At 60.8% G+C, this 20648-nt stretch carries 5 protein-coding genes; 2 read left to right on the top strand and 3 right to left on the bottom strand.

The features are described 5' to 3' along the window. Positions 1-14: 14 nt before the first annotated feature. Positions 15-560 (bottom strand): dTDP-4-dehydrorhamnose 3,5-epimerase, encoded by a 546-nt coding sequence (gene rfbC, locus ABDX87_RS10365; protein ID WP_346832781.1) that lies wholly within the window; start codon positions 558-560, stop codon positions 15-17. A 233-nt stretch (positions 561-793) separates the two neighbouring features. Between rfbC and lapG the strand changes: the two genes are divergently transcribed. Both lapG and lapD read left to right on the top strand, forming a co-directional pair. After that, the gene (gene lapG, locus ABDX87_RS10360) at positions 794-1489 is read left to right on the top strand and encodes a cysteine protease LapG (RefSeq protein WP_431061225.1); all 696 of its coding nucleotides are present in this window, start codon (positions 794-796) and stop codon (positions 1487-1489) included. Positions 1490-1497: 8 nt separating this feature from the next. Beyond that, on the top strand, positions 1498-3444 hold the full coding sequence (gene lapD, locus ABDX87_RS10355; RefSeq protein ID WP_346832779.1) for a cyclic di-GMP receptor LapD: 1947 nt from the start codon (positions 1498-1500) through the stop codon (positions 3442-3444). An 842-nt stretch (positions 3445-4286) separates the two neighbouring features. Here the strand turns inward: lapD and ABDX87_RS10350 are convergent. Together ABDX87_RS10350 and ABDX87_RS10345 are read right to left on the bottom strand one after the other, a co-directional pair. Further along, the gene (locus ABDX87_RS10350; RefSeq protein WP_346832778.1) at positions 4287-4625 is read right to left on the bottom strand and encodes a tryptophan synthase subunit beta; all 339 of its coding nucleotides are present in this window, start codon (positions 4623-4625) and stop codon (positions 4287-4289) included. A gap of 83 nt (positions 4626-4708) precedes the next feature. Beyond that, positions 4709-20398 carry a retention module-containing protein gene (locus tag ABDX87_RS10345; protein ID WP_346832777.1) on the bottom strand — a complete coding sequence of 5230 codons (15690 nt, stop codon included), beginning with the start codon at positions 20396-20398 and terminating at the stop codon, positions 4709-4711. Positions 20399-20648: the final 250 nt, after the last annotated feature.

Raw genomic sequence — 20648 nt, 5'->3', positions numbered from 1 at the left:
ATCCCCTTTGCGTTTCAGTCGAATGTTTCGGCGACTTCGAAGCGGACGGCTTTTTGGTCCTTTGCCGATAGCACAGGCTGCTGGTCCACTGGCCAGTCGATGCCGACGGAGACGTCGTTCCATGCCAGGCTCCGTTCGTGCTCTGGTGCCCAGTAGTCGGTGGTCTTGTACAGAAATTCCGCATGTTCCGACAGCACCACGAATCCGTGAGCGAAGCCTTCAGGAATCCACAGCTGTTTTTTGTTCTCTGCACTGAGAACCAGACCTACCCATTGGCCGAAAGTCGCTGAGCTTTTACGCAGATCGACGGCGACGTCGAACACCTCTCCGCTAGTGACGCGCACCAGTTTTCCTTGCGGTTGCTTGATCTGGTAATGCAATCCGCGCAGCACGCCTTTCGCAGAGCGGGAGTGGTTGTCTTGAAGAAACCGTACGGGCCGCCCGACCACTTCTTCAAAGACCTTGTGATTGAAGCTCTCGAAGAAAAATCCACGGTCGTCGCCGAAGACTCGGGGTTCAAACACAATCACGTCCGGGATGGCGAGGGGAGTTGCCTGCATGTCGGGTTATCTCTGAAATTAAAGAAGAGCGCTGTCGGAAAAAAATCTGTGCCGTTAAACGTCGGCGCGCCGGATTCAAGCGGAACCGGGGCCGTACTTTAACGGTGAATGCTGTACGCGTCAGCCCTCACGGCCGGTCGACGGTCTTATGATCTCATCACGCCATTGTCTTTCCCCGCCCAACCCGTCACCATCGCTTTCCGGTTATCCGTTTGCCTGATGGACTAGACGAATTGGCAGTACGTTCAGCTCATAAGCGCCCTGGGTTTTGGTTGCTTCTGGCGCTTGCACTGACGTGCACGGCGTGTGCGAGCTATCTGAATGCCGATTGGGACTTTTCCCTGATCAGTCGTCGGGCCGAGGCGCTGTATGGGCCGTTGGGGGCGGGGAAGCAGCGGATTGATGCGTGGCAGAATCTGCTTTCGACCGAGAAGCAGATCAGCGAGCTGGACAAGCTGACGGTGGTTAACCAGTTCTTCAACAAGCAGATGCGCTATGAAGAAGACATCGACCTGTGGCACGAGGTCGATTATTGGGCGACGCCGATCGAATCGCTGATCAAGGGCGCAGGCGACTGTGAAGACTACGCCATCGCCAAATATTTCAGCCTGCGCCGTCTGGGCGTTCCCAGCGACAAGCTGCTGATCACGTACGTCAAGGCGCTGCGCCTGAACCGGGCGCACATGGTGCTGACCTATTATTCGAGCCCGAACGCGATGCCGTTGGTCCTCGACAGCCTTATCAATGAAATCAAACCCGCCAGCGAGCGACAGGATCTGTTGCCGGTCTATGCCTTCAACGCTGAAGGTCTGTGGCTGCCGGGCGCGCAAGGCAATAAAAAAGTGGGCGATACCAAGCGTCTGTCCCGGTGGCTGGACGTGCTGAAGAAAATGAACGCCGAAGGCTTCCCGGCCGAGCCTGCGAATTAGGAGTACTGATGTCTCTGTTCAAACAGCTGTTGATCGCTATCTGTCTGTTTCTGGTGGTCGCGTTTGCGGGCAGCTTTGTTGTCAGTCTGGAAAGCTCGCGTGCGCAGTACGTGAACCAGTTGCGCTCTCATGCCCAGGATGCAGCGACGTCGCTGGCGTTGTCGCTGACCGCCAATATCGACGACCCGGCAATGGTCGAGCTGATGGTCACGTCGATTTTCGACAGCGGTTATTACGCCAGCATTCGTGTGGTGGATCTGGCCACGGATGCGGTGATCGTGGAGCGCAGTGCGACGCCGGACAATCAGGGCGTGCCGCAGTGGTTCATCAACGCGATCGGCCTGGAGCCGGCGGGCGGTGAGGCGATTGTCAGCAAGGGCTGGCAGCAGACCGCGCGGGTCGAGGTGGTGAGCCATCCGATGTTCGCGCTGGCGAAGTTGTGGCAGAGCGCGCTGGGCAGTCTGGGCTGGTTGCTGGCGTGTGGCGTAGTGAGTGCGGTGCTGGGCGCTTTGCTGCTCAAGCGTCGGTTGCGTCCGCTGGATGACATGGTGGCGCAGTCTCATGCCATCGGTCGCCGGGAGTTCACTACCATCACCGATCTGCCACGCACGCCGGAGCTGCGTCGGGTCGTTCAGGCGATGAACCAGATGGTCGAGAAGCTGAAGGCGTTGTTTCAGGAAAGCACGGAGCGCAGCGAGAAGCTGCGTCGTGAGTCGTACCACGACAGCCTGACCGGTTTGTCCAACCGCCGTTATTTCGACATGCAGCTCAAGGCGCACGTGAGTCATCAGGAAGAGGAGCGATCCGGTTACCTCTTGCTGTTGCGTGTGCAGGACCTGGCGGGGCTGAACCTGCGTCTGGGCGGCAAGCGCACCGATGCGTTGTTGATCGCGGTCGCGCAACTGCTGCTCAAGCACTGCGATAAATACCCTGAAACCCGAAATCTCATCAGTCGCTCACGGGGCGGTGAGTTCGCGGTGCTGGCGCCGGGAATGGATCGGGATGAAGCGCTCGAGCTGGCGCGCGATCTGGAACAGGCGCTGCGTGCATTGGGCGAAACGGGCGCTTGCGATGTTTCTCCAGTGGCTCACATGGGCTTGGCGCCTTATGCCCCGGGTGACGCCCCGCTGAGCTTGCTGGGCCTCGCGGATCAGGCGCTTTCCCAGGCCGAAACACAGGGCGAACAAACCTGGAGTTGCGTCGAGGATGGCGCGGTCAAGAGCACCGGTGACGATGAACACACCTGGCGTCGGGTGCTGGATCAAGCGCTGACCACCGGCGGCTTCGAGCTGTTCTTCCAGCCGGTGGTCGAAACAGGCAATACCGGCCGGGTGCTGCACTACAAGGTGCTGTCGCGACTGGTCAACGAGCAGGGCGAGGCCATTGCGGCGGGGCGCTTCCTGCGCTGGGTCGAGCGCTTCGGCTGGTCGAGCCGGCTGGATTTGCTGATGCTCAAACTGGTGCTGGCGCACCTTCATACCCATGACGAATCGCTGGCGTTCAACCTTTCCGCGGCAACGCTGAACGATGCGGGAGCGTTGAGTCAGGTGTTCGATGCCCTGCGTCAGCATCCGAAACTGGCGGGTCGTTTGACCTTCGAAATCGGTGAGGAACAGTTGCCTGAGCAGGCGGTGCTGGAAAAGTTGACTCGTCGTTTGCAAGAAGCTGGCTTTACGCTGGCGCTGCAACGGTTCGGCGGGCGTTTCAGCATGATCGGCAACCTGGCGCATCTGGGCCTGGCTTATTTGAAGATCGACGGCAGCTACATCCGCGCCATCGACGAAGAGAGCCACAAGCGTCTGTTCATCGAAGCGGTGCAGCGCGCGGCGCACAGCATCGACCTGCCGCTGATCGCCGAACGTGTGGAAACCGAGGGCGAACGCCAGGTGATTGCGGAGATGGGGATTGAAGGAGTGCAGGGGCAGTTGATCGGCGAGCCGGCGCCGTGGAAGTGATTCGTTCTGCCGGTTTTTGATTCTGGCCTCAGGCCGTGGGAGCTTGGCTTGCCAGCGATCTGCTGCGCAGCGGTAGCAAAACCATGCACCTTCGTAGTGTCAGACAGACCGCGTTCTCTGGATTGACTGCCGGTTCCCGGCAGATCGTCAGCAAGCTGGACTCCTACGCCCTCCGGGCAGAAGCCTGAATGTTGATCGTTCCCACGCTCCGCGTGGTAACGCAGCGATTGACGCTCCGCGTCATTGGGGACGCAGAGCGTCCTGCCAGGCATTCCCACGCGGAGCGTTGGAACGATCAAAGTTCAGACCCTGCGTTGTATCAGGCATACCGCATTCACAGGATTTGTTGCCGGTTCCCGGCAGATCGCGGGCAAGCGCGCTCCTACAGGGTGAGGGGCTATATCAGGCTTTTGATCGTTCCCACGCTCCGCGTGGTAACGCAGCATTGACGCTCCGCGTCATTGTGGACGCAGAGCATCCTGCCAGGCATTCCCAGGCGGAGCGTTGGAACGATCAAAGTCCAGACCCTGCGTTGTATCAGGCATATCGCATTCACAGGATTTGCTGCCGGTTCCCGGCAGATCGCGGGACGAGCCACGCTCCTACAGGGTTCGGTATCTGTCGTTTGATCGTTCCCACGCTCCGCGTGGTAACGCAGCGATTGACGCTCCGCGTCATTGTGGAGGCAGAGCATCCTGCCAGGCATTCCCAAGCGGAGCGTTGGAACGATCAAAGTCCAGACCCTGCGTTGTATCAGGCATACCGCATTCACAGGATTTGCTGCCGGTTCCCGGCAGATCGCGGGCAAGCGCGCTCCTACAGGGTGAGGGGCTATATCAGGCTTAAATCAGCCGCGTTTCATCGTCGTTGATCAGGTCGCTCAGGCCGCCCAGTGTTTCACGGGCCTGATTACGGTCCATCAACTTTGCCTGCGCGGCGGCAGGCAGGTCGGTGACGTTGAGAATGCCTTTGCTGGTCAGCACCTGAATCAAGTCGTCGAGTACACGGATCATCTCCATGTCGCTCAACTTCAGCTGATTCAGACTCTTTTCCACCACCTCGTTGGCATACCAGGCCTGGATCTCATGATCGTCGGCGGGTAGTTGCCCGGTCGCTTCGGCAAACGACGTCGCCTCTACCCGAACAAGCACTCCACCTGCATCGCGCTGAACGTAAAACATGGCTCATTCCTCAATGAATGCAAAGGCTGGCAGCCGTCGGTGACGGCTGCCAGCACAGTACATCAGCTCTGGCGACTCAGCTATCAGTGATGATCGACCTTGATGGTCGGATCAGCACCGTTAACCAGCGAGTTGATCATGGAGTTGTTCCACTGCACGCCTTCCACCTTGATATGTACATCGGCGGTGCTGGCTGCCGCTGTAGCCGAGGGGTTGGTTGCAAACTGGCCCGTGCTGCTGACCTGAATGGTGGTGTCCTTGCCATCGTTGGTGATCTGCAGGTACTTGGTCAGATCCGTCACGTTGTTACCATTCTCGCCTTGCAGCAGGTCACTCAGGTCGAGCTTGTCGCCTTCTTTCGAGTTGAAGTCCTTGATCACGTCAAAGCCGCCGCTGTTGGTGTCGCCTGCTTTCCAGGCGAAGGTATCGGCGCCAGCGCCACCGATGAGGGTGTCGTTGCCTTTACCACCGATCAGCAAGTCATTGCCATTACCGCCGTTGAGGATGTCGTTGCCGCCCTGACCGAACAGGATGTCATCGCCATTGCCGCCCAGCAGCGAGTCGTTGCCATCCTGCAGCAGGGTGTACTTGGCTTCATACGTGTTCGACGCATTGGCCAGGTGGGCGACGTCATCAACGTGGGTGCTGACAAACTGATGCAGCGCTTTGTCATCGATGGTCGAGACGTTGACGTTCAACGTTGCGGCGGCGAATGCCTTCAGCGCAGCGGTGCCTTCCAGCGTGCCGTAGTTGATCATGTCGCCGAACAGGATGTCGTTGCCGTCACCGCCGTTCACGGTGTCAGCGCCTGGACCTACCAGCGTCTCGTTGCTCAGGATCGCGTCCTTGAGCTTGCTGACGTCGATAACGGTCTGCGAGTGGCCATTGGTGTCGTACTGATCCAGCGAAGTGGTGGTCTTGATACCAATCGCTTCAATCGCCGTTTTGGTGGCCAGGTCGTTGTAGGCCGCCATGGTTTCGGTTGGCGCCGCACCGCTCACGGCATTGCCATTGGCGTTGTCGTGATAGGTCGGCTCACCGTCGGTGATGAAGTACGTCAGCATCTGCGCGCCCGGGTTGCTGGCGGCGGAGCTTGAGAACCACGCGCTGGTCTGGTTGAACACCGACTCATAGTTGGTGTTGCCAGAAGCCTGCAGGTTGGTCAGGTACTTGTTCAGCGTATCGAGCGCTGCCTGCCCACCGTGAGTCAGGTCAACCGTGATGCCGGTGTGAGCGCTGGTGTCGAAGTTGGTCAGGTAGATCTTGACCGTGCCCGAGTCCTTGCCTTGAGCGGCGGCTGAGAGCGTTGAGAACACCAATTTCATCTGCGCAATCATGGTGTTGAGGCTGCCGGACATACTGCCCGACGTGTCGACCATGAACGCGATGTCGTAGTTCTGACCGGCGACCAGCTTCATCGCCGTCACATCGGCCACGACCACGTCGTTGGCGGCAGTGCCGGTGACAACGCTGTTGCCTGCGGTGCCCTCAGTGGATTTGTAGGCACCCGCGTCGACCGTAACCAGAATGTCCTTGCTGGCAGACGCCGTCTGAACCGCCGCTGGATTGCCGGTGAGGATCGCCTCGGTCGCCGTCGCCGTGACATGCAGCGTGAAATCGCCCTTGTAGTATTCAGGCGTCTTGATGACCAGGCTGGTCAGGTCAAGCGCGCTGATATCTGCCGGCGTGTTGGTGCCGACGATGGTCACGCTGTGGCCTGCCGCGTCTGTCAGAACGGAACCCGCAGGGGCGCCGGTGACGGTCACGGTGTGAGTTTCAGAACCGTCGGTGCTGTCGCCAAACTGCGCCGTGATGCCGCTCAGTTTGATCGGGTTGTTTTCGGTGCCGTGGTTCAGCTCGTAGGCGGTGTAGTAACCCTCGCCTGTGCCAGTACCGTTTTCGTGCAGCGTGACACCGTTCAGACCCGACGCTTTCAGGTCGTCGACCGTTGCGTAGATCGGGGTGTGGGCGCTGTCCAGCGCGACGGTTGTAACCGCGTTGGTGCTGTTGTTCTTGTCGCTCAGGCCGATGCTGTAGCTGCCCGGGCCCGACTGGTTGTAGTGGTAGATATCCAGCGTGTAGTAACCGGACGCCGTTGGCGTGAAGCCCGAACCGACGTTGGTCACTGCCGCACCCGCGCCCCAGGTAGCGCTGGCAACCTGATTACCACCGAGGGTGATCAACAGGCTGTCGTCCGCAGAACCGGTGAAGTTGTAGGTGTGACCGGCTTCCAGATAGATCAGGCCGGACAGCTTGGTGCCAGTGCCTTGCGTCACATCGGATTCCGCAGCAGCGTTGGCGGAGGTGTGCGTGGTCGCGGTGGTCGTGGTGTTAAACCCTTTGAGAATGGTCGCTGGGTCTGCGCCGTTACCGTTCGTGCCCATGCCGGTCAGCGTACCGACCCACACGTCCTTGACCAGCCCGGTCGAATTCACCTGGCTGCCGGTCAGCGTGACGGTTGGGGCATCGGCCACCGGTGCCACTTTGATGGTGCCCGTTGCGCTGCCCGCGCTCGCCAGGCCTTTGTCATCGACCGAGGTGTAGGTGAACGAGGTGCTGCCGCTCCAGTCTGCATCCGGCTTGAAGTACAGGGTTGCCGTGTTGCTGGTGGCCGCGATGTTGCTCAGGTCCGCCGCGTGCAGGCCGGCGGCATCGGTGAAGAAGCTGCCGTGCATGGCCGCCGAAGGCGTCAGGCTGAAGTGATTAACGGTGCCATCCACATCGGCGCCGGACAGGTTGACGGTGATCAACGTGTCTTCGTTGCCGGCGGCCGAGGCCGCGTTGACGGTCGGCGCATCGTTGGTGCCGGTGACCGTGATGGTCAGGTTCGAGGTGCTGTTCAGACCGGCCTTGTCAGTGACGGTAAACGGCACAGTCAGGGTGGCAGTCTCGCCTGCAGCCAGGTGCTGATAGGCCGCGTTGCTGGCGTCCAGGGTCCATTTGCCGGAAGCGTCGACGGTGAAACCGGCCGGCTTGTCGGCGTCCTTGACCGTGAAGGTCAAGGCGTCGTTGCTGTCGACATCGCTGGCTTGCAGTTGACCGGTCGCCACGGTGTCTTCGGTTACGGCTTTGCTGGTCGCGGACGCCACCGGTGCATCGTTGGTGCCCGTGACGGTCAAGGTTAGATGCCCGGTGTTGCTGACGACGCCTGCCTTGTCGGTGGCATTGAATGCCACGTCGAAGGTGATCGACTGACCTACACCCAGTTTCTGATAGACATCGCTGCTGGTGTCGATAGCCCACTTGCCTGTGGCCGGGTCGAGCACGAAGCCCGTTGGTGCGTTGCCGGTGATGGCGCCGCTGGCGGTCGATGTTGTCCCGGTGAGGGCGTAGGTGAGCGTATCGCCAGTATCGACGTCCGTTGCCACCAGTTGACCGGCATTGTTCGGTGCTGTCGCATCTTCCGCGACGCTCTGGGCATTGTTGCCAGCCACAGGCGCATCGTTGACCGGTGTCACGTTAACGGTGACGGTCGCAGTGTTGGAGTTGGCGTGGCCGTCGGTCACGGTGTAGCTGAAGGTCACCAGACCGTTGACGTCTTTGGCCGGGGTGAAGACCACGTTGCCGTTGGCGTCCATGACCACGGTGCCGACCTTGTGGTTGGCGCTGTCGAACACATCCGCAGGCGTGGTCAGTGTCGACTTGCCTTGCAAGGTGTTGATGGTCAGCTTGTCGCCGTCGACATCGCTGTCGTTGGCCAACAGGGTCGCGGCCTTGATGACCAGTGGCTGGTCTTCGAGGGTGGTCAGGGTGTCGTGGCCCAGCGCAATGGCGTTGCTGGTGCCCAGCACGCTGTAAGGACCGACGCTGCCGTTCGCATTAACAGCCGCGACTTCCACTTTCAGTTGGGCGTAGCCGCCCTGATCCCAATAAACAATCTGGATGTCGTGCGGGCCGTCGCCGGTGACCGAGAAGCTGGCGGTTTTGCTGGCCGAAGACTGGTTGGCGTCAACGGCGAGCACTTGCTTGCCGTCGATGAGCACGATGTAGCCGTCGTCCGCCGTCACTTTCAGCGAGTAGGTGCCCGCGGCCATCGAGACCTTGCCCGCCAGCTCGACGATGGCGTCGGAGGTGGTGGTCTGCGAGTTGGTGCCGTTGGTGTAGGTCAGCGAAGCCTTGTCACCACCCAGGAACGTGCCCAGGTTGCCCGACTGGCCCAGGTTGTTGCTGAACCCGCTGCCGCCGTAGTTGAGGGTTTTGGCGTCGAAGGTGGCATCGGCTTTGTGCGAGGCGATGAAATCCAGGGCCTGTTTGATGGTGCCGAGGTTGCCGCCGTCGGTGCCTTCTTTGTAGCCGTAGTAGTTACCTTGCAGCGTGCCCACGACAGGACTGCCCACGTCGTTGCCCGCGACAGGCGCGTCGTTGGTGCCGGTGACGGTGATGGTCAGGTTCGAGGTGCTGGTCAGGCCCGCTTTGTCAGTGACGGTGAACGGCACGGTGATGGTCGTTGTTTCGCCAGCTGCCAGGTGCTGATAAGCCGGGTCGCTGGCATCCAGCGTCCACTTGCCCGAGGCATCGACGCTGAAGCCTGCTGGCTTGTCAGCATCTTTGACGGTGTACGACAGCACGTCGTTGTCGTCGATGTCGGTTGCTTTCAGCTGACCAGTTGCTGTCGAGTCTTCAACGGCAAGACCGGTGGTGGCTGCTGCAACCGGCGCGTCGTTGGTACCGGTGACGGTGATGGTCAGGGTCGACGTGCTGGTCAGGCCTGCTTTGTCGGTGACGGTAAAAGGCACTTCCAGCGTTGCCGTCTGACCAGCACCCAGGTGTTGATAAGCCGGATCGCTGGCGTCCAGTGTCCACTTGCCCGTGGCATCGACGCTGAAACCTGCTGGCTTGTCGGCATCTTTGACGGTGTAGGACAACACATCGTTGTCGTCGACGTCCGAAGCCTGCAGTTGGCCTGTTGTCGTGGTGTCTTCAGTGCCAGTACCCGTGCTTACGCTGGCCACAGGCGCATCGTTGGTGCCCGTGACGGTGATGGTCAGGGTCGACGTGCTGGTCAGACCGGCCTTGTCAGTGACGGTAAACGGCACGTTGAGCGTGGTTGTATCGCCGGCACCCAAGTGCTGATAAGCCGGATTGCTGGCATCCAGCGTCCATTTGCCGGACGCATCAACAGTGAAGCCCGCTGGCTTGTCGGCATCGTTGACGGTGTACGACAGCACATCGTTGTCGTCAACGTCGGAGGCCAGCAGTTGGCCGGTGGTGGTGGCGTCTTCAGTGCCAGTACCGGTGCTGACCGTGGCCACAGGCGCATCGTTGGTACCCGTGACGGTAATGGTCAGGGTCGACGTGCTGGTCAGGCCCGCTTTGTCGGTGACAGTGAATGGCACTTCCAGCGTGGCCGTCTGACCGGCGCCCAGGTGTTGATAGGCCGGGTTGCTGGCGTCCAGTGTCCACTTGCCCAAGGCATCAACGCTAAAACCGGCTGGCTTGTCGGCGTCTTTGACGCTGTAGGTCAGAGCGTCATTGTGGTCGACGTCGGTGGCTGTCAGCTGACCTGTCGTGACGGTGTCCTCGACGCCCGTGCCAATGCTGGCGATGGCAATCGGCGCGTCATTCGTGCCGGTGAGGGTAATGGTCAGTGTGCTGTCGCCTTTTGCGCCATGCTCATCGGTGGCTGTGTACGGGATGGTGATGGTTTTGATTTCACCCGCCGCCAGACTGTCATACGCATCGTTGCTGCTGTCGAAAGTCCAGCTGCCATCGGATTTGAGGTTGAAACCGGCAACGGCTGCGGTGCCTGACTTCAAGCCATAGGTCAGGTGCGAGCCGTCATCGACATCGGTGGCGACCAGCTGGCCGGTGACCAGCAGCGGCTTGTTGATCAAGTCGCTGATTTGCTGCGCGGTCGCACCCTCTGCGGTCAGTGTCCACTTTCCGTTGTTCTCCACGACGGTGCCGTTGGCGACCAGCGTATCGGGGGTGACGCCGGTCAGGTTGCCAACGGTGAGGACCGAATCGTTCGCGCTGTCCGAAACGTTAGCCACGCCGACGACGATCTGATAGGTGCCAGGGGTCGAGAACGTGTACGTGTAGGTGTGCGTGCCCGAAGTCCCGTAGTCGCCTACCGCTGAGACATTGGACAACACTGCGACTTGCTGGCCGTTGATCTGAACGAAGGCGAAGTCGTTGTAAGGCGAGTAATCCTTGGCGGTGAAATTCCAGTCGAAGGAAATCGTCTGGTTGGCCGAGGTGGTGGTGAAGGTGGCAACCAGTGCCGAACCATCGACTGCTGCGCTGTTATTGATGCCGCTGGTGATGTGCTGCGCTTCGACAGCCGAGGCGGTGGCCGCTTGAGCAACCGGGGCATCGTTGGTACCTGTAACGACGATGCTCAGGTTCGAGGTGCTGCTCAGACCGGCTTTGTCGGTGACGGTAAACGGTACGGTGGTTGTGGTCGATTCGCCTTCGGCCAAGTGCTGATACGCAGCATTGCTGGCGTCCAGGGCCCACTTGCCTGAAGCGTCAACGCTGAAGCCCGCCGGTTTGTCGGCATCGTTGACGGTATAGGTCAGGACATCGCCATTATCGGCGTCCGAAGCCTGAAGCTGGCCAGTGGTTGTGGTGTCTTCAACGCCCGTGCCGGTGCTTGCAGCAGCGACCGGCGCGTCGTTAGTGCCGGTGACGGTGATGGTCAGCGTCGATGTGCTGGTCAGGCCCGCTTTGTCAGTGACAGTGAACGGCACTTCCAGCGTCGTGGTTTGACCGGCGCCCAGGTGCTGATAAGCCGGGTTGCTGGCATCCAGCGTCCAGTTCCCCGAAGCATCGACGCTGAAACCGGCTGGTTTGTCGGCATCTTTGACGGTGTACGACAGCACGTCGTTGTCATCGATGTCGGTTGCCTTCAGTTGGCCGTTGGCCGTCGAGTCTTCAACGGCCAGGCCGGTAGTGGCGGCGGCAACTGGCGCGTCGTTGGTACCCGTGACGGTGATGGTCAGCGTCGAGGTGCTGGTCAGGCCTGCTTTGTCCATGACGGTGAACGGCACTTCCAGCGTTGCCGTCTGACCGGCGCCCAAGTGTTGATAAGCCGGGTTGCTGGCGTCGAGTGTCCAGTTGCCCGACGCATCGACGCTGAAACCGGCAGGTTTGTCGGCGTCTTTGACGGTGTACGACAGCACGTCGTTGTCGTCGATGTCCGAGGCCTGAAGTTGCCCCGTGGTCGTCGTGTCTTCAACGCCCGTGCCGATGCTTGCAGCAGCGACAGGCGCGTCGTTGGTACCGGTGACGGTGATGGTCAGGGTCGAGGTGCTGGTCAGGCCTGCTTTGTCGGTGACAGTGAATGGCACTTCCAGCGTCGTTGTTTGACCGGCGTCCAAGTGTTGATAAGCCGGGTTGCTGGCGTCGAGTGTCCATTTGCCCGAAGCATCGACGCTGAAACCTGCTGGTTTGTCGGCATCTTTGACGGTGTACGACAGCACGTCGTTATCGTCGATGTCCGAGGCCTGAAGTTGCCCCGTGGTCGTCGTGTCTTCAACACCCGTGCCAGTGCTTGCAGCAGCGACCGGTGCGTCGTTCACTGGCGTGACGTCGATGTTGATCGTTGTGCTGTCGGTCAGGCCGGTGCTGCCTGTCGGCAACGTACCGGTGTTGCCCAGGTCGTTGACCGAAATCGACAAGCCAGCGGTGCCGGTGGTGTTGTTCGAGTCCTGAATCGGCGTGAACTTGGCGCCTTCCAGTGCTGCGTTGATTTCTTTCAGCGTGCCGGTCAGCGACACGGCGCCGTTGTGCAGGGCACTGCTGTCGCCGTTGGCCAGTACCAGCGTACCGCCGGTGACCTTGACGTAGATGCGCAGCTGACTGCTGCCCGCATCGGCGTCGGTCACGGTGATGGCGTTGCCGTTGGCCGACGAGAACGTCAGCACGGTGTCTTCCGCGATGCTCTGAGTGTCGGTCGGCGCGTGGATGACCGGTGCGTCGTCAACCGGGATGACTTTGATCACCGCTTGCGCAGGCGCGGAGTCAACGACGCCGTCGTTGACGGTTACGTTGATGATCCGGTTATCACCCGACGGATTGTCGCTGTTGTTGATGAAGCGCAGCGATTTCAGCAGGTCGTTGTATTCAGCCTGAGTGGCTTCGCCGGTCAGGGTGAACACCTGCTTGCCATCGACCAGGGTCGAAGTGACGGTGATCTTCGCGTTGGTGCTGGCGAAGTACAGGCTGTCGCCGTCTTGTGGGTTGGTGAAGGTGAGCGTGGCGCCTTTGAGCGTCGGGCTGTCCGGGTCGGTGATGGTCATGTAAGGCATGACTTTCAGCGCGGTGCCGTTTTCGGTGAACGTCGTGGTGCTGGCGCTGCCGCCGGCCGGGCCGTTGAGGTCCAGAACCGGGGCGTCGTTGACGGCGGTGACCTTGATGGTGCTGGTCGCCACGTTCGACAGGTTGTGCTGAGCCGAACCGTCATTCACCTGAACGGTGATGGTGCGGTCGATGGTGCTCGGATCGTCGCTGGTGTTCTTGTACGTGACCGATTCGATCATCGCCTTGTACTGATCCAGCGAAGCTTCGCCGGTCAGGGTGACGGTGATCTTGCCGTCGGTGGTGCGGGTATCGCTGACCACGGCGTGGATACCGAATTTGTCGGCAGCTGCCAGCACGTCACCGGCCTGAGCGTTGGTCAGGGTGATGGTCGCGCCTTTGAGCGTGGTGTTGTCCGGATCGCTGATACCGACGTTGGCGCTGGAAATGCTGATCGCATCGCCGTTCTCGGTGTAGCCGACGCTGTAACCGGTGCCGGTCGCTGCCGGGCTGCTGTCCAGGTCCAGAACCGGTGCATCGTTGACCGGAACGACTTTGATCACCGCTTGCGCAGGCGCGGAGTCGACCACACCGTCATTGACGGTGACGTTGATCACACGGTTATCGCTCGACGGGTTGTCACTGTTGTTGATGAAGCGCAGCGACTTCAGCAGGTCGTTGTATTCGGCCTGAGTGGCTTCGCCGGTCAGGGTGAACACCAGCTTGCCGTCGACGGTGGCCGAGGTGACGGTGATCTTCGCGTTGGTGCTGGCGAAGTACAGGCTGTCGCCGTCCTGCGGGTTGGTGAAGCTGACGGTCGCGCCTTTCAGCGTCGGGCTGTCAGGGTCGTTGATGACCATGTACGGCATGACTTTCAGCGCGCTGCCGTTCTCGGTGAACGACGTGGTGCTGGCGGTGCCGCCGGCCGGGCCGTTGAGGTCCAGAACCGGTGCGTCGTTGACGGCAATCACAGTGACCTGATCAGCATGACCCACGGTCACGGTCTGGTTGTCGGTGCCATGGGCATCGGCATCGGTCACGGCGATGGTCACGCCGCGTGGCGCGGTGCTCGGGTTGTCGCTGTTGTTCTGGTAGGTCAGCGAATTGATCAGGGTTTCGTAGTTGGCGATCGACGATTTGCCGCTCAGCTCGATGATGACGTTGCCCTTCGCATCGGTGCTCAGTTTGTAAGCGATGCCCAGATCGGTGACACCCTCGGTGCCGCCTTTGTAGTACGTGGAAACGATCAGGTCTTCAGCCTGCACACCGGTCAGGGTGATCTTCACACCGCTCAACTGGCCGCTGTCGACGTCAGTGATCTGCAGGTCTTTGACCAGTTGGATCGGTGCGCCGTTTTCGGTGTACGAAACGCTGCTGAAGCTGACTTCAGGCGCATCGTTAACCGCCACAACGGTGATCTTGCCGTCCACCAGAACCGAGGTCTCGGTGCCGACGTTGTCGCCCTTGAGGCCGGTGTCGGTGACGCTGATCTGCACCCCGCGGTCGCCCGGCGTCGGGTTGTTGCCGGACGCGACGAACTGGATCGACTGGATCAATGCCTGATAGTTGGCGACGCTGGCGTTACCGGTCAGGGTGATGGTCAGGGTGCCGTTGGCGTCCGGACCGGACACGCTGTAGTCGATGCCCAGGTCGGTCTTGCCGCCGCCCAGGTCGTGGCCGGAACCGATCAGGTCCTCAGGCGACATGTGGGTCAGGGTGATGACCGCTTTGCTCAACGTGGAGTTGTCCACGTCTTTGATCACCAGGCCATTGGCGATGGACACCGCGTCGTGGTTTTCCACGTAGGTGTTGTCGCCGACGACGACCACCGGCTTGTCGTTGACGGCCGTCACGTTGATCGTGGTGGTCGTGGTGTTCGACTGGCTGTTCAAGACCTCGCCATCGTTGACGCTGATGGTGATCTTGCGCGGTGTGGTGTCCGGATTTTCGCTGGTGCTGCTGTAGGTGATCGACTGGATCATCTTCTGGTACGAAGCCAGGTCAGCGGAGCCGCTCAGGATCACGGTGATCTTGCCGTTCAGGGCACGGGTGTCCAGCACGGTGGCGTGGATGCCGAACTGATCCAGCGCCGACAGCACGTCGCCGGCCTTGGCGTTGGTCAGGGTGATGACCGCGCCTTTCATGGTGGTGTTGTCGACGTCGCCGATCTTCACGTTGCTGCCGGCAATGCTGACGCCTGGCGCGTTTTCGGTGTAGGCGGTGGTGAAACCGGTGCCCGGAGCGTTCGCATCCAGATCCAGTGTCGGTGCGTCGTTCACCGGAATTACGGTGACGTTGGCGGTGGCGACGTTGGAGCTGTCCTGGCCGTCGTTGACCTGAACGCTGATCGAACGGGAGCCGCCGACCGGGTCTTCGCCTTCGCTGACGAAGGCCACGGATTTCAGCACGGCCGCGTATTCAGCCTGGCTTGCCGCACCTTTAAGGGTGTAGACCAACTGACCGTTGACGGTTTCCGAGGTGATGGTGATCTTGCTGTTGGTGGTGTCGAACACCAGTTTGTCGCCCGCCTGCGCGTCCTTGATGGTCACGGTGGCGCTTTGCAGGTTCGGGCTGTCCGGGTCGCTCAGGGTCAGCAGCGGCATCAGTTTGACCGGCGCTGCGTTCTCGACGTACGGCAGGGTGACGGTGTTGTTACCCGGCAGGAACGGACCGTTCAGGTCGACAACCGGAGCGTCGTTGACGGCGGTCACGCTGATGGTGCTGGTCGCGACGTTGGACAGGTTGTGCTCGGACTGGCCATCGTTGACCTGCACGTTGAGGGTGCGGTCAGCGGTGCTTGGGTTGTCGCTGGTGTTCTTGTAGGTGATCGACTGAATGATCTTCTCGTAAGACGCCTTGCTCGCCTCACCGCTCAGGGTGATGGTGATCTTGCCGTCCACGATGCCGCTGACAGTGGCTTTGATGCCGAACTGGCTGCTGATGGCCAAAACGTCGCCGGCTTGGGCATTGGTCAGGGTAACGGTGGCGCCTTTGAGCGTGGCGTTGTCCACGTCGGTGATCGACACATTACCGGCGATGCTCAGCGGTTTGCCGTTTTCGACGTAGGTCAGGGCGTAGCCGGTCTGGTCTGCGCCGTCGGCGGTGTTCAGGTCCAGAACCGGTGCGTCGTTGACCGGGGTAACGGTGACGGTCAACGGCTTGGTAGTGGTGGCCGACTGTCCGGTGGTTTCGGTCGAGGTGACGCTGACCTGCAGGGTGAACTGGCCGTTGAAATCCTTCGGCGGCGTGATCGTCAGTTTGCTCAGATCCCAGCCATCGATGATGACTGCACCGTCGCCGGTCTTGATGGACGTGTAGCTGTTGACGCCATCGGTCAACGTGGCGCCCAGCGGAATGTTGGACACAGTCAACAGGCTCAACGACTCGGAGCCGTCGGTGTCGACCAGGGCCGTGCCGACGTTCAGATGAATCTGCGAATCCTCAGCGCCGAGTGCTGCACTGGTGGTGACCGTTGGCGCGTCTGCCACGGCGATGACATGCACGTTGAAGTTCAGGTCTTTGCTGACCGGCGCAGCCGCGCCGTCCTGTGCCGTGGCGGTCACGGTCAGTTGGATGTCGCCGCTCAGGTTGGACGGCGGCGTGAATTTGAGCGCGCTCAGGTTCCAGCCCGTGATGTCGGTCGAGGTGTTGCCGGCGCTGGCAGTGAACGTGTGAACGCCGTCGGTCAGGGTCGAACCTGCCGGCAGGCCTTTCAGGCTCAGGGTCAGGGTTTCCGAGCCGTCAACGTCGGTGGTGTTGGCTTTGATGGTCGACAGCAGAATGGCGTTGTCTTCAAGCCCGGTATTCAGGTGCTCGGTGACGCTGATGTTGTTGATCACGCCGCCGACGGAGTTGCTGTCACCGGCCTTGAATTCCAGTTTGGCATTGCCGTCTGCTGTCACCGGAACGTCGAAGGTGTACGTTTTGATGCCGGTGACGGAGTTGTTCAGCGTGCCGACCAGCGTGCCGCCCCAGTACACATTGATCAGGGAGTTGCTTTCTGCACCTGCGCGCACGGAGTAATCGACCGAAATCGTGTAGGTCGCACCCGCCTTGGCGTCGATGTTGGTGTACAGGTTGCTCGGGTCGCCCGGGTTGCGCTCAAGCTCGATAACGGCGGTGTTTTGCGCGTTGCCCGCGACGCCATAGGTGCCCGGCTGGCTGATTTCAACGACGTCACCACTGTTGTCGGTGTGCCATGCGCCGCCCGAGATGTCGCCAATCGAGCCGGTTGTGTGGCCGTTGACGTTGAGCGAGGCAACGGTCTTGTCGCCGACCAGCACCAGGTCAGGCATGTCGGTCACCGGCGCAACGGTGATGGTGCCGGCGGCTGGCTTGGCCGCGCCCAGATTCTGGTTGTCGACGGCGGTGTAGGTGAAGTCGGTGCTGCCGCTCCAGTCTTTGTCCGGCTTGAAGTAGATGGTGGCGCTGTTGTTGGCGGCCGCGATGTCGCTGGCGCTGGTCAGCTCTTGAGTGCCGGCCGCGTCGGCGTAGAACTTGCCGTGCGCCGCCATGTCGACGAGGTTGAAATGGTCAATCGTGCCGTCAACGTCGGCGCCGCCGAGCACGATTTTGATCATGCCGTCTTCGTCGCCGTTGCCCGAAGCAGCAGCCACGGTCGGTGCGTCGTTGACCGGCGTGACGTCGATTTCGCCCGTGTGGCTGCCAGACTGGTTGTTGGTGCCGTGCGCGTCGACATCAGTGACTTCGATTTTCACGCCGCGTGGCGTGGCCGATGGGTCGTCACTGTTGTTGGCGTAGGTGATCGAGTTGATCAGCTTGGTGTAGTCGGCGACCGAGGCATTGCCGCTCAGGGTGATGATGATGCTGCCGTCCGGGCCATTGCTCAGCTTGTAGCTGATGCCCAGGTCGGTGGTGCCTTCGTTGCCACCTTTGTAGTACTGGGAAACGATCAGGTCTTCTGCCTGAATGCCAGTCAGGGTGATCTTCGCGCCGCTCAGGGTGTCGCCGTCGACGTCCTTGATCTGCAGGTTGTTGACCAGCGATTGAGCTTCGCCGTTTTCGACGTAGGTCGCGTTTTCGAAGGTGACGGTCGGCGCGTCGTTGACCGCCACCACGTGAACGGTGCTGTTCACCGGCACGGAGTCGTTCTGGCCGTCGTTGACGGTGACCGTGATGTTGCGGTCAGCCACGCTCGGGTTGTTGCTGTCGTTGTGGAAGGTGATCGATTTGATCACGGCTTCGTATTCGGCAGCGGTCGCGGTGCCGGTCAGGGTGAGTACGATCTGGCCGTTAACGGTAGTCGTGGTGACCGTGATGTTCGGGTTCGGGTTGCCGACGACCAGGCTGTCAGCATCCTGGGGATTGGTCAGCGTGACCTTGGCGCCTTGCAGGTCAGGGCTGTCGACGTCGCTGACTTTGATGTCGGCTGCGATCGGTACGCCGGCCTGGGTGCCTTCGGTAAACGTCGTTTCGCTGTTAACGCCATTTCCGGAACCGTTCAGGTCAACCACGGGCAGCGCATCGTTGTCGATGATGGTGGTGGTGACGCTGCCGTTGGTGCCGCTGACCACGACGTTTTCAAAGTTGCCGCCGGTGATCTCGCCGATCGAGACCTTAACGTTTTCAACGCCTTCCGGGATCGTGTCGTTGAGCGTTGCCAGATCGAACGTGACGCTGCTGGCGCCGGCCGGAATCTTCACGCTGACGACTTTGGTGTAGTCGCTGCCGTCGGCCGCGGTGCCGCTGTACGTCAGGTTGACGGTGACTTCGGTTTGCGCCGGGTTGCTCAGGCTGATGGTGTAAGTCGCGGACTCGCCTTCAGTGACTTGTGTGCTGCCGGTGATGCTCGCAACAGTGGTGTCGATGGTGTCGGTGATCTGCACCACGGCTGGCGTCGGGTTGGTCGCCAGGTTTTCAAAGTTGCCGCCTGTGGCACCGGTGATCGTGGTGCTGACGGTGGTGTTGGTGTTGTAGACGTCGTTGGCCGGAGCCGGAACAACCACCGAGCCAGACGATTCACCGGCTTTGATGGTGATGGTCGAACCGTCGGACAGGGTCACGGTGACCGGCGTCTGTGCCGGATTGGTCAGTGTGGCGGTGTAGGTGATCGACGTGCCTTCGGCGGAAGTCGCAGCACCTGCAGTCAGGCTGACGGTGGTGGTGTCCGGGGTGTCGGTGATCTGCACCACAGCCGGCGTCGGGTTGGTCGCCAGGTTTTCAAAGTTGCCGCCTGTAGCGCCGGTGATCGTGGTGCTGACGGTGGTGTTGGTGTTGTAGACGTCGTTGGCCGGAGCCGAAACCACGACAGAACCGGAGGACTCACCGGCTTTTATGGTGATGGTCGAGCCGTCGGACAAGGTCACGGTGACCGGCGTCTGTGCCGGATTGGTCAGTGTGGCGGTGTAGGTGATCGACGTGCCTTCGGCGGAAGTCGCAGCACCTGCAGTCAGGCTGACGGTGGTGGTGTCCGGGGTGTCGGTGATCTGCACCACAGCCGGCGTCGGGTTGGTCGCCAGGTTTTCAAAGTTGCCGCCTGTAGCGCCGGTGATCGTGGTGCTGACGGTGGTGTTGGTGTTGTAGACGTCGTTGGCCGGAGCCGGAACCACGACAGAACCGGAGGACTCACCGGCTTTGATGGTGATGGTCGAACCATCGGACAACGTCACGGTGACCGGCGTCTGCGCCGGGTTGGTCAGCGTGGCGGTGTAGGTGATCGACGTGCCCTCGGCGGAGGTCGCGGCACCTGCGGTCAGGCTGATGGTGGTGGTGTCGACAGTGTCAGTGATCGTCGTGACGGCAGGCGCCGGGTTGGTGGTCAGCACCAGGCCTGAACCACCGGTGGTGCCGGTAATGGTTGTGGTGATGTCGTGGGCGTCCAGATACGGCGTGTTGCCGTTCGGGATCTGCACGGTCACGCTGCCGGAGGTCTGGCCCGCCTGAATGACGATGGTCGAGCCGTTGGACAGGGTAATGGTCAGGTCGCTGAGCGGTGCCTGCGTGACGGATGCGGTGTACACCAGCGCGCCGCCGGCTTCGGTCAGCGTCGAGGTCGCGCTCAGGCTCAGCGTCGAGGCGCGCTGCGGAACACCGGCGTCCTGTTCGGTAGCGGCGGCTGCGTTGTTGCCCAGGCCATTGGTGTTGAAGCCGATGTTCGGGTTCACCACACCTGCCGTCTCGGTCAGCATCACCACGCTGTGACCGCCGCCTGCGTTGCCGCCATCGGTTGAGCCCGTGGTCTGGCCGGCAGCGGTGGCTTCCAGGTCTTTGGTCGGGTCGGCGCCCGCAGCGATGGCTTGTTGCAGTTCGGCAACCGACGGCGCGGCCTGCTCGGTGGCTTCCGCCAGGTTGGTGGTGGACGTCGGGGCGTCTGAGCTCCACTGACTGTCACGGCCCATGTCCAATTGACGACCGTCAGGCAATTGCAGGGTTACCGAACCTTCCGGCCCGGTCAGCACCTGCTCGCCGGCCAACAGCCGGTCACCCTCGATCAGCACACGACGAATCCCTTCCGGGGAGACTGCGACTACTTGGCCAACAATGCTTTTGACGATGGCAACAACACTGCTCATGGGGGTGACTCTCCGAGATTACCGATCAGTTGGTATCCATCATGTCGGCCTGCCCAGGGTGGGCTGCTTCATATTGGACTACGTAAAGTGTTCAAAACGTTGACGTCAAACAACTAAGTATTTGATTTAGTTGTTGTTAATTATTTGACGTCAATTTATTTGCATCCTTTTTAGCGGATACTCATTAACTTTCTGCCAAACTATTGACCTATTGGGCGACATCCTAAACAATCGCCCCCGTAATGTCACA

Origin of the sequence: Pseudomonas abietaniphila (assembly GCF_039697315.1) — a bacterium.
Taxonomy (GTDB): Bacteria; Pseudomonadota; Gammaproteobacteria; order Pseudomonadales; family Pseudomonadaceae; genus Aquipseudomonas; species Aquipseudomonas abietaniphila_B.
Note: the sequence above shows the minus strand (reverse complement) of the source record. Positions and strands in the feature narration are given on the sequence as shown.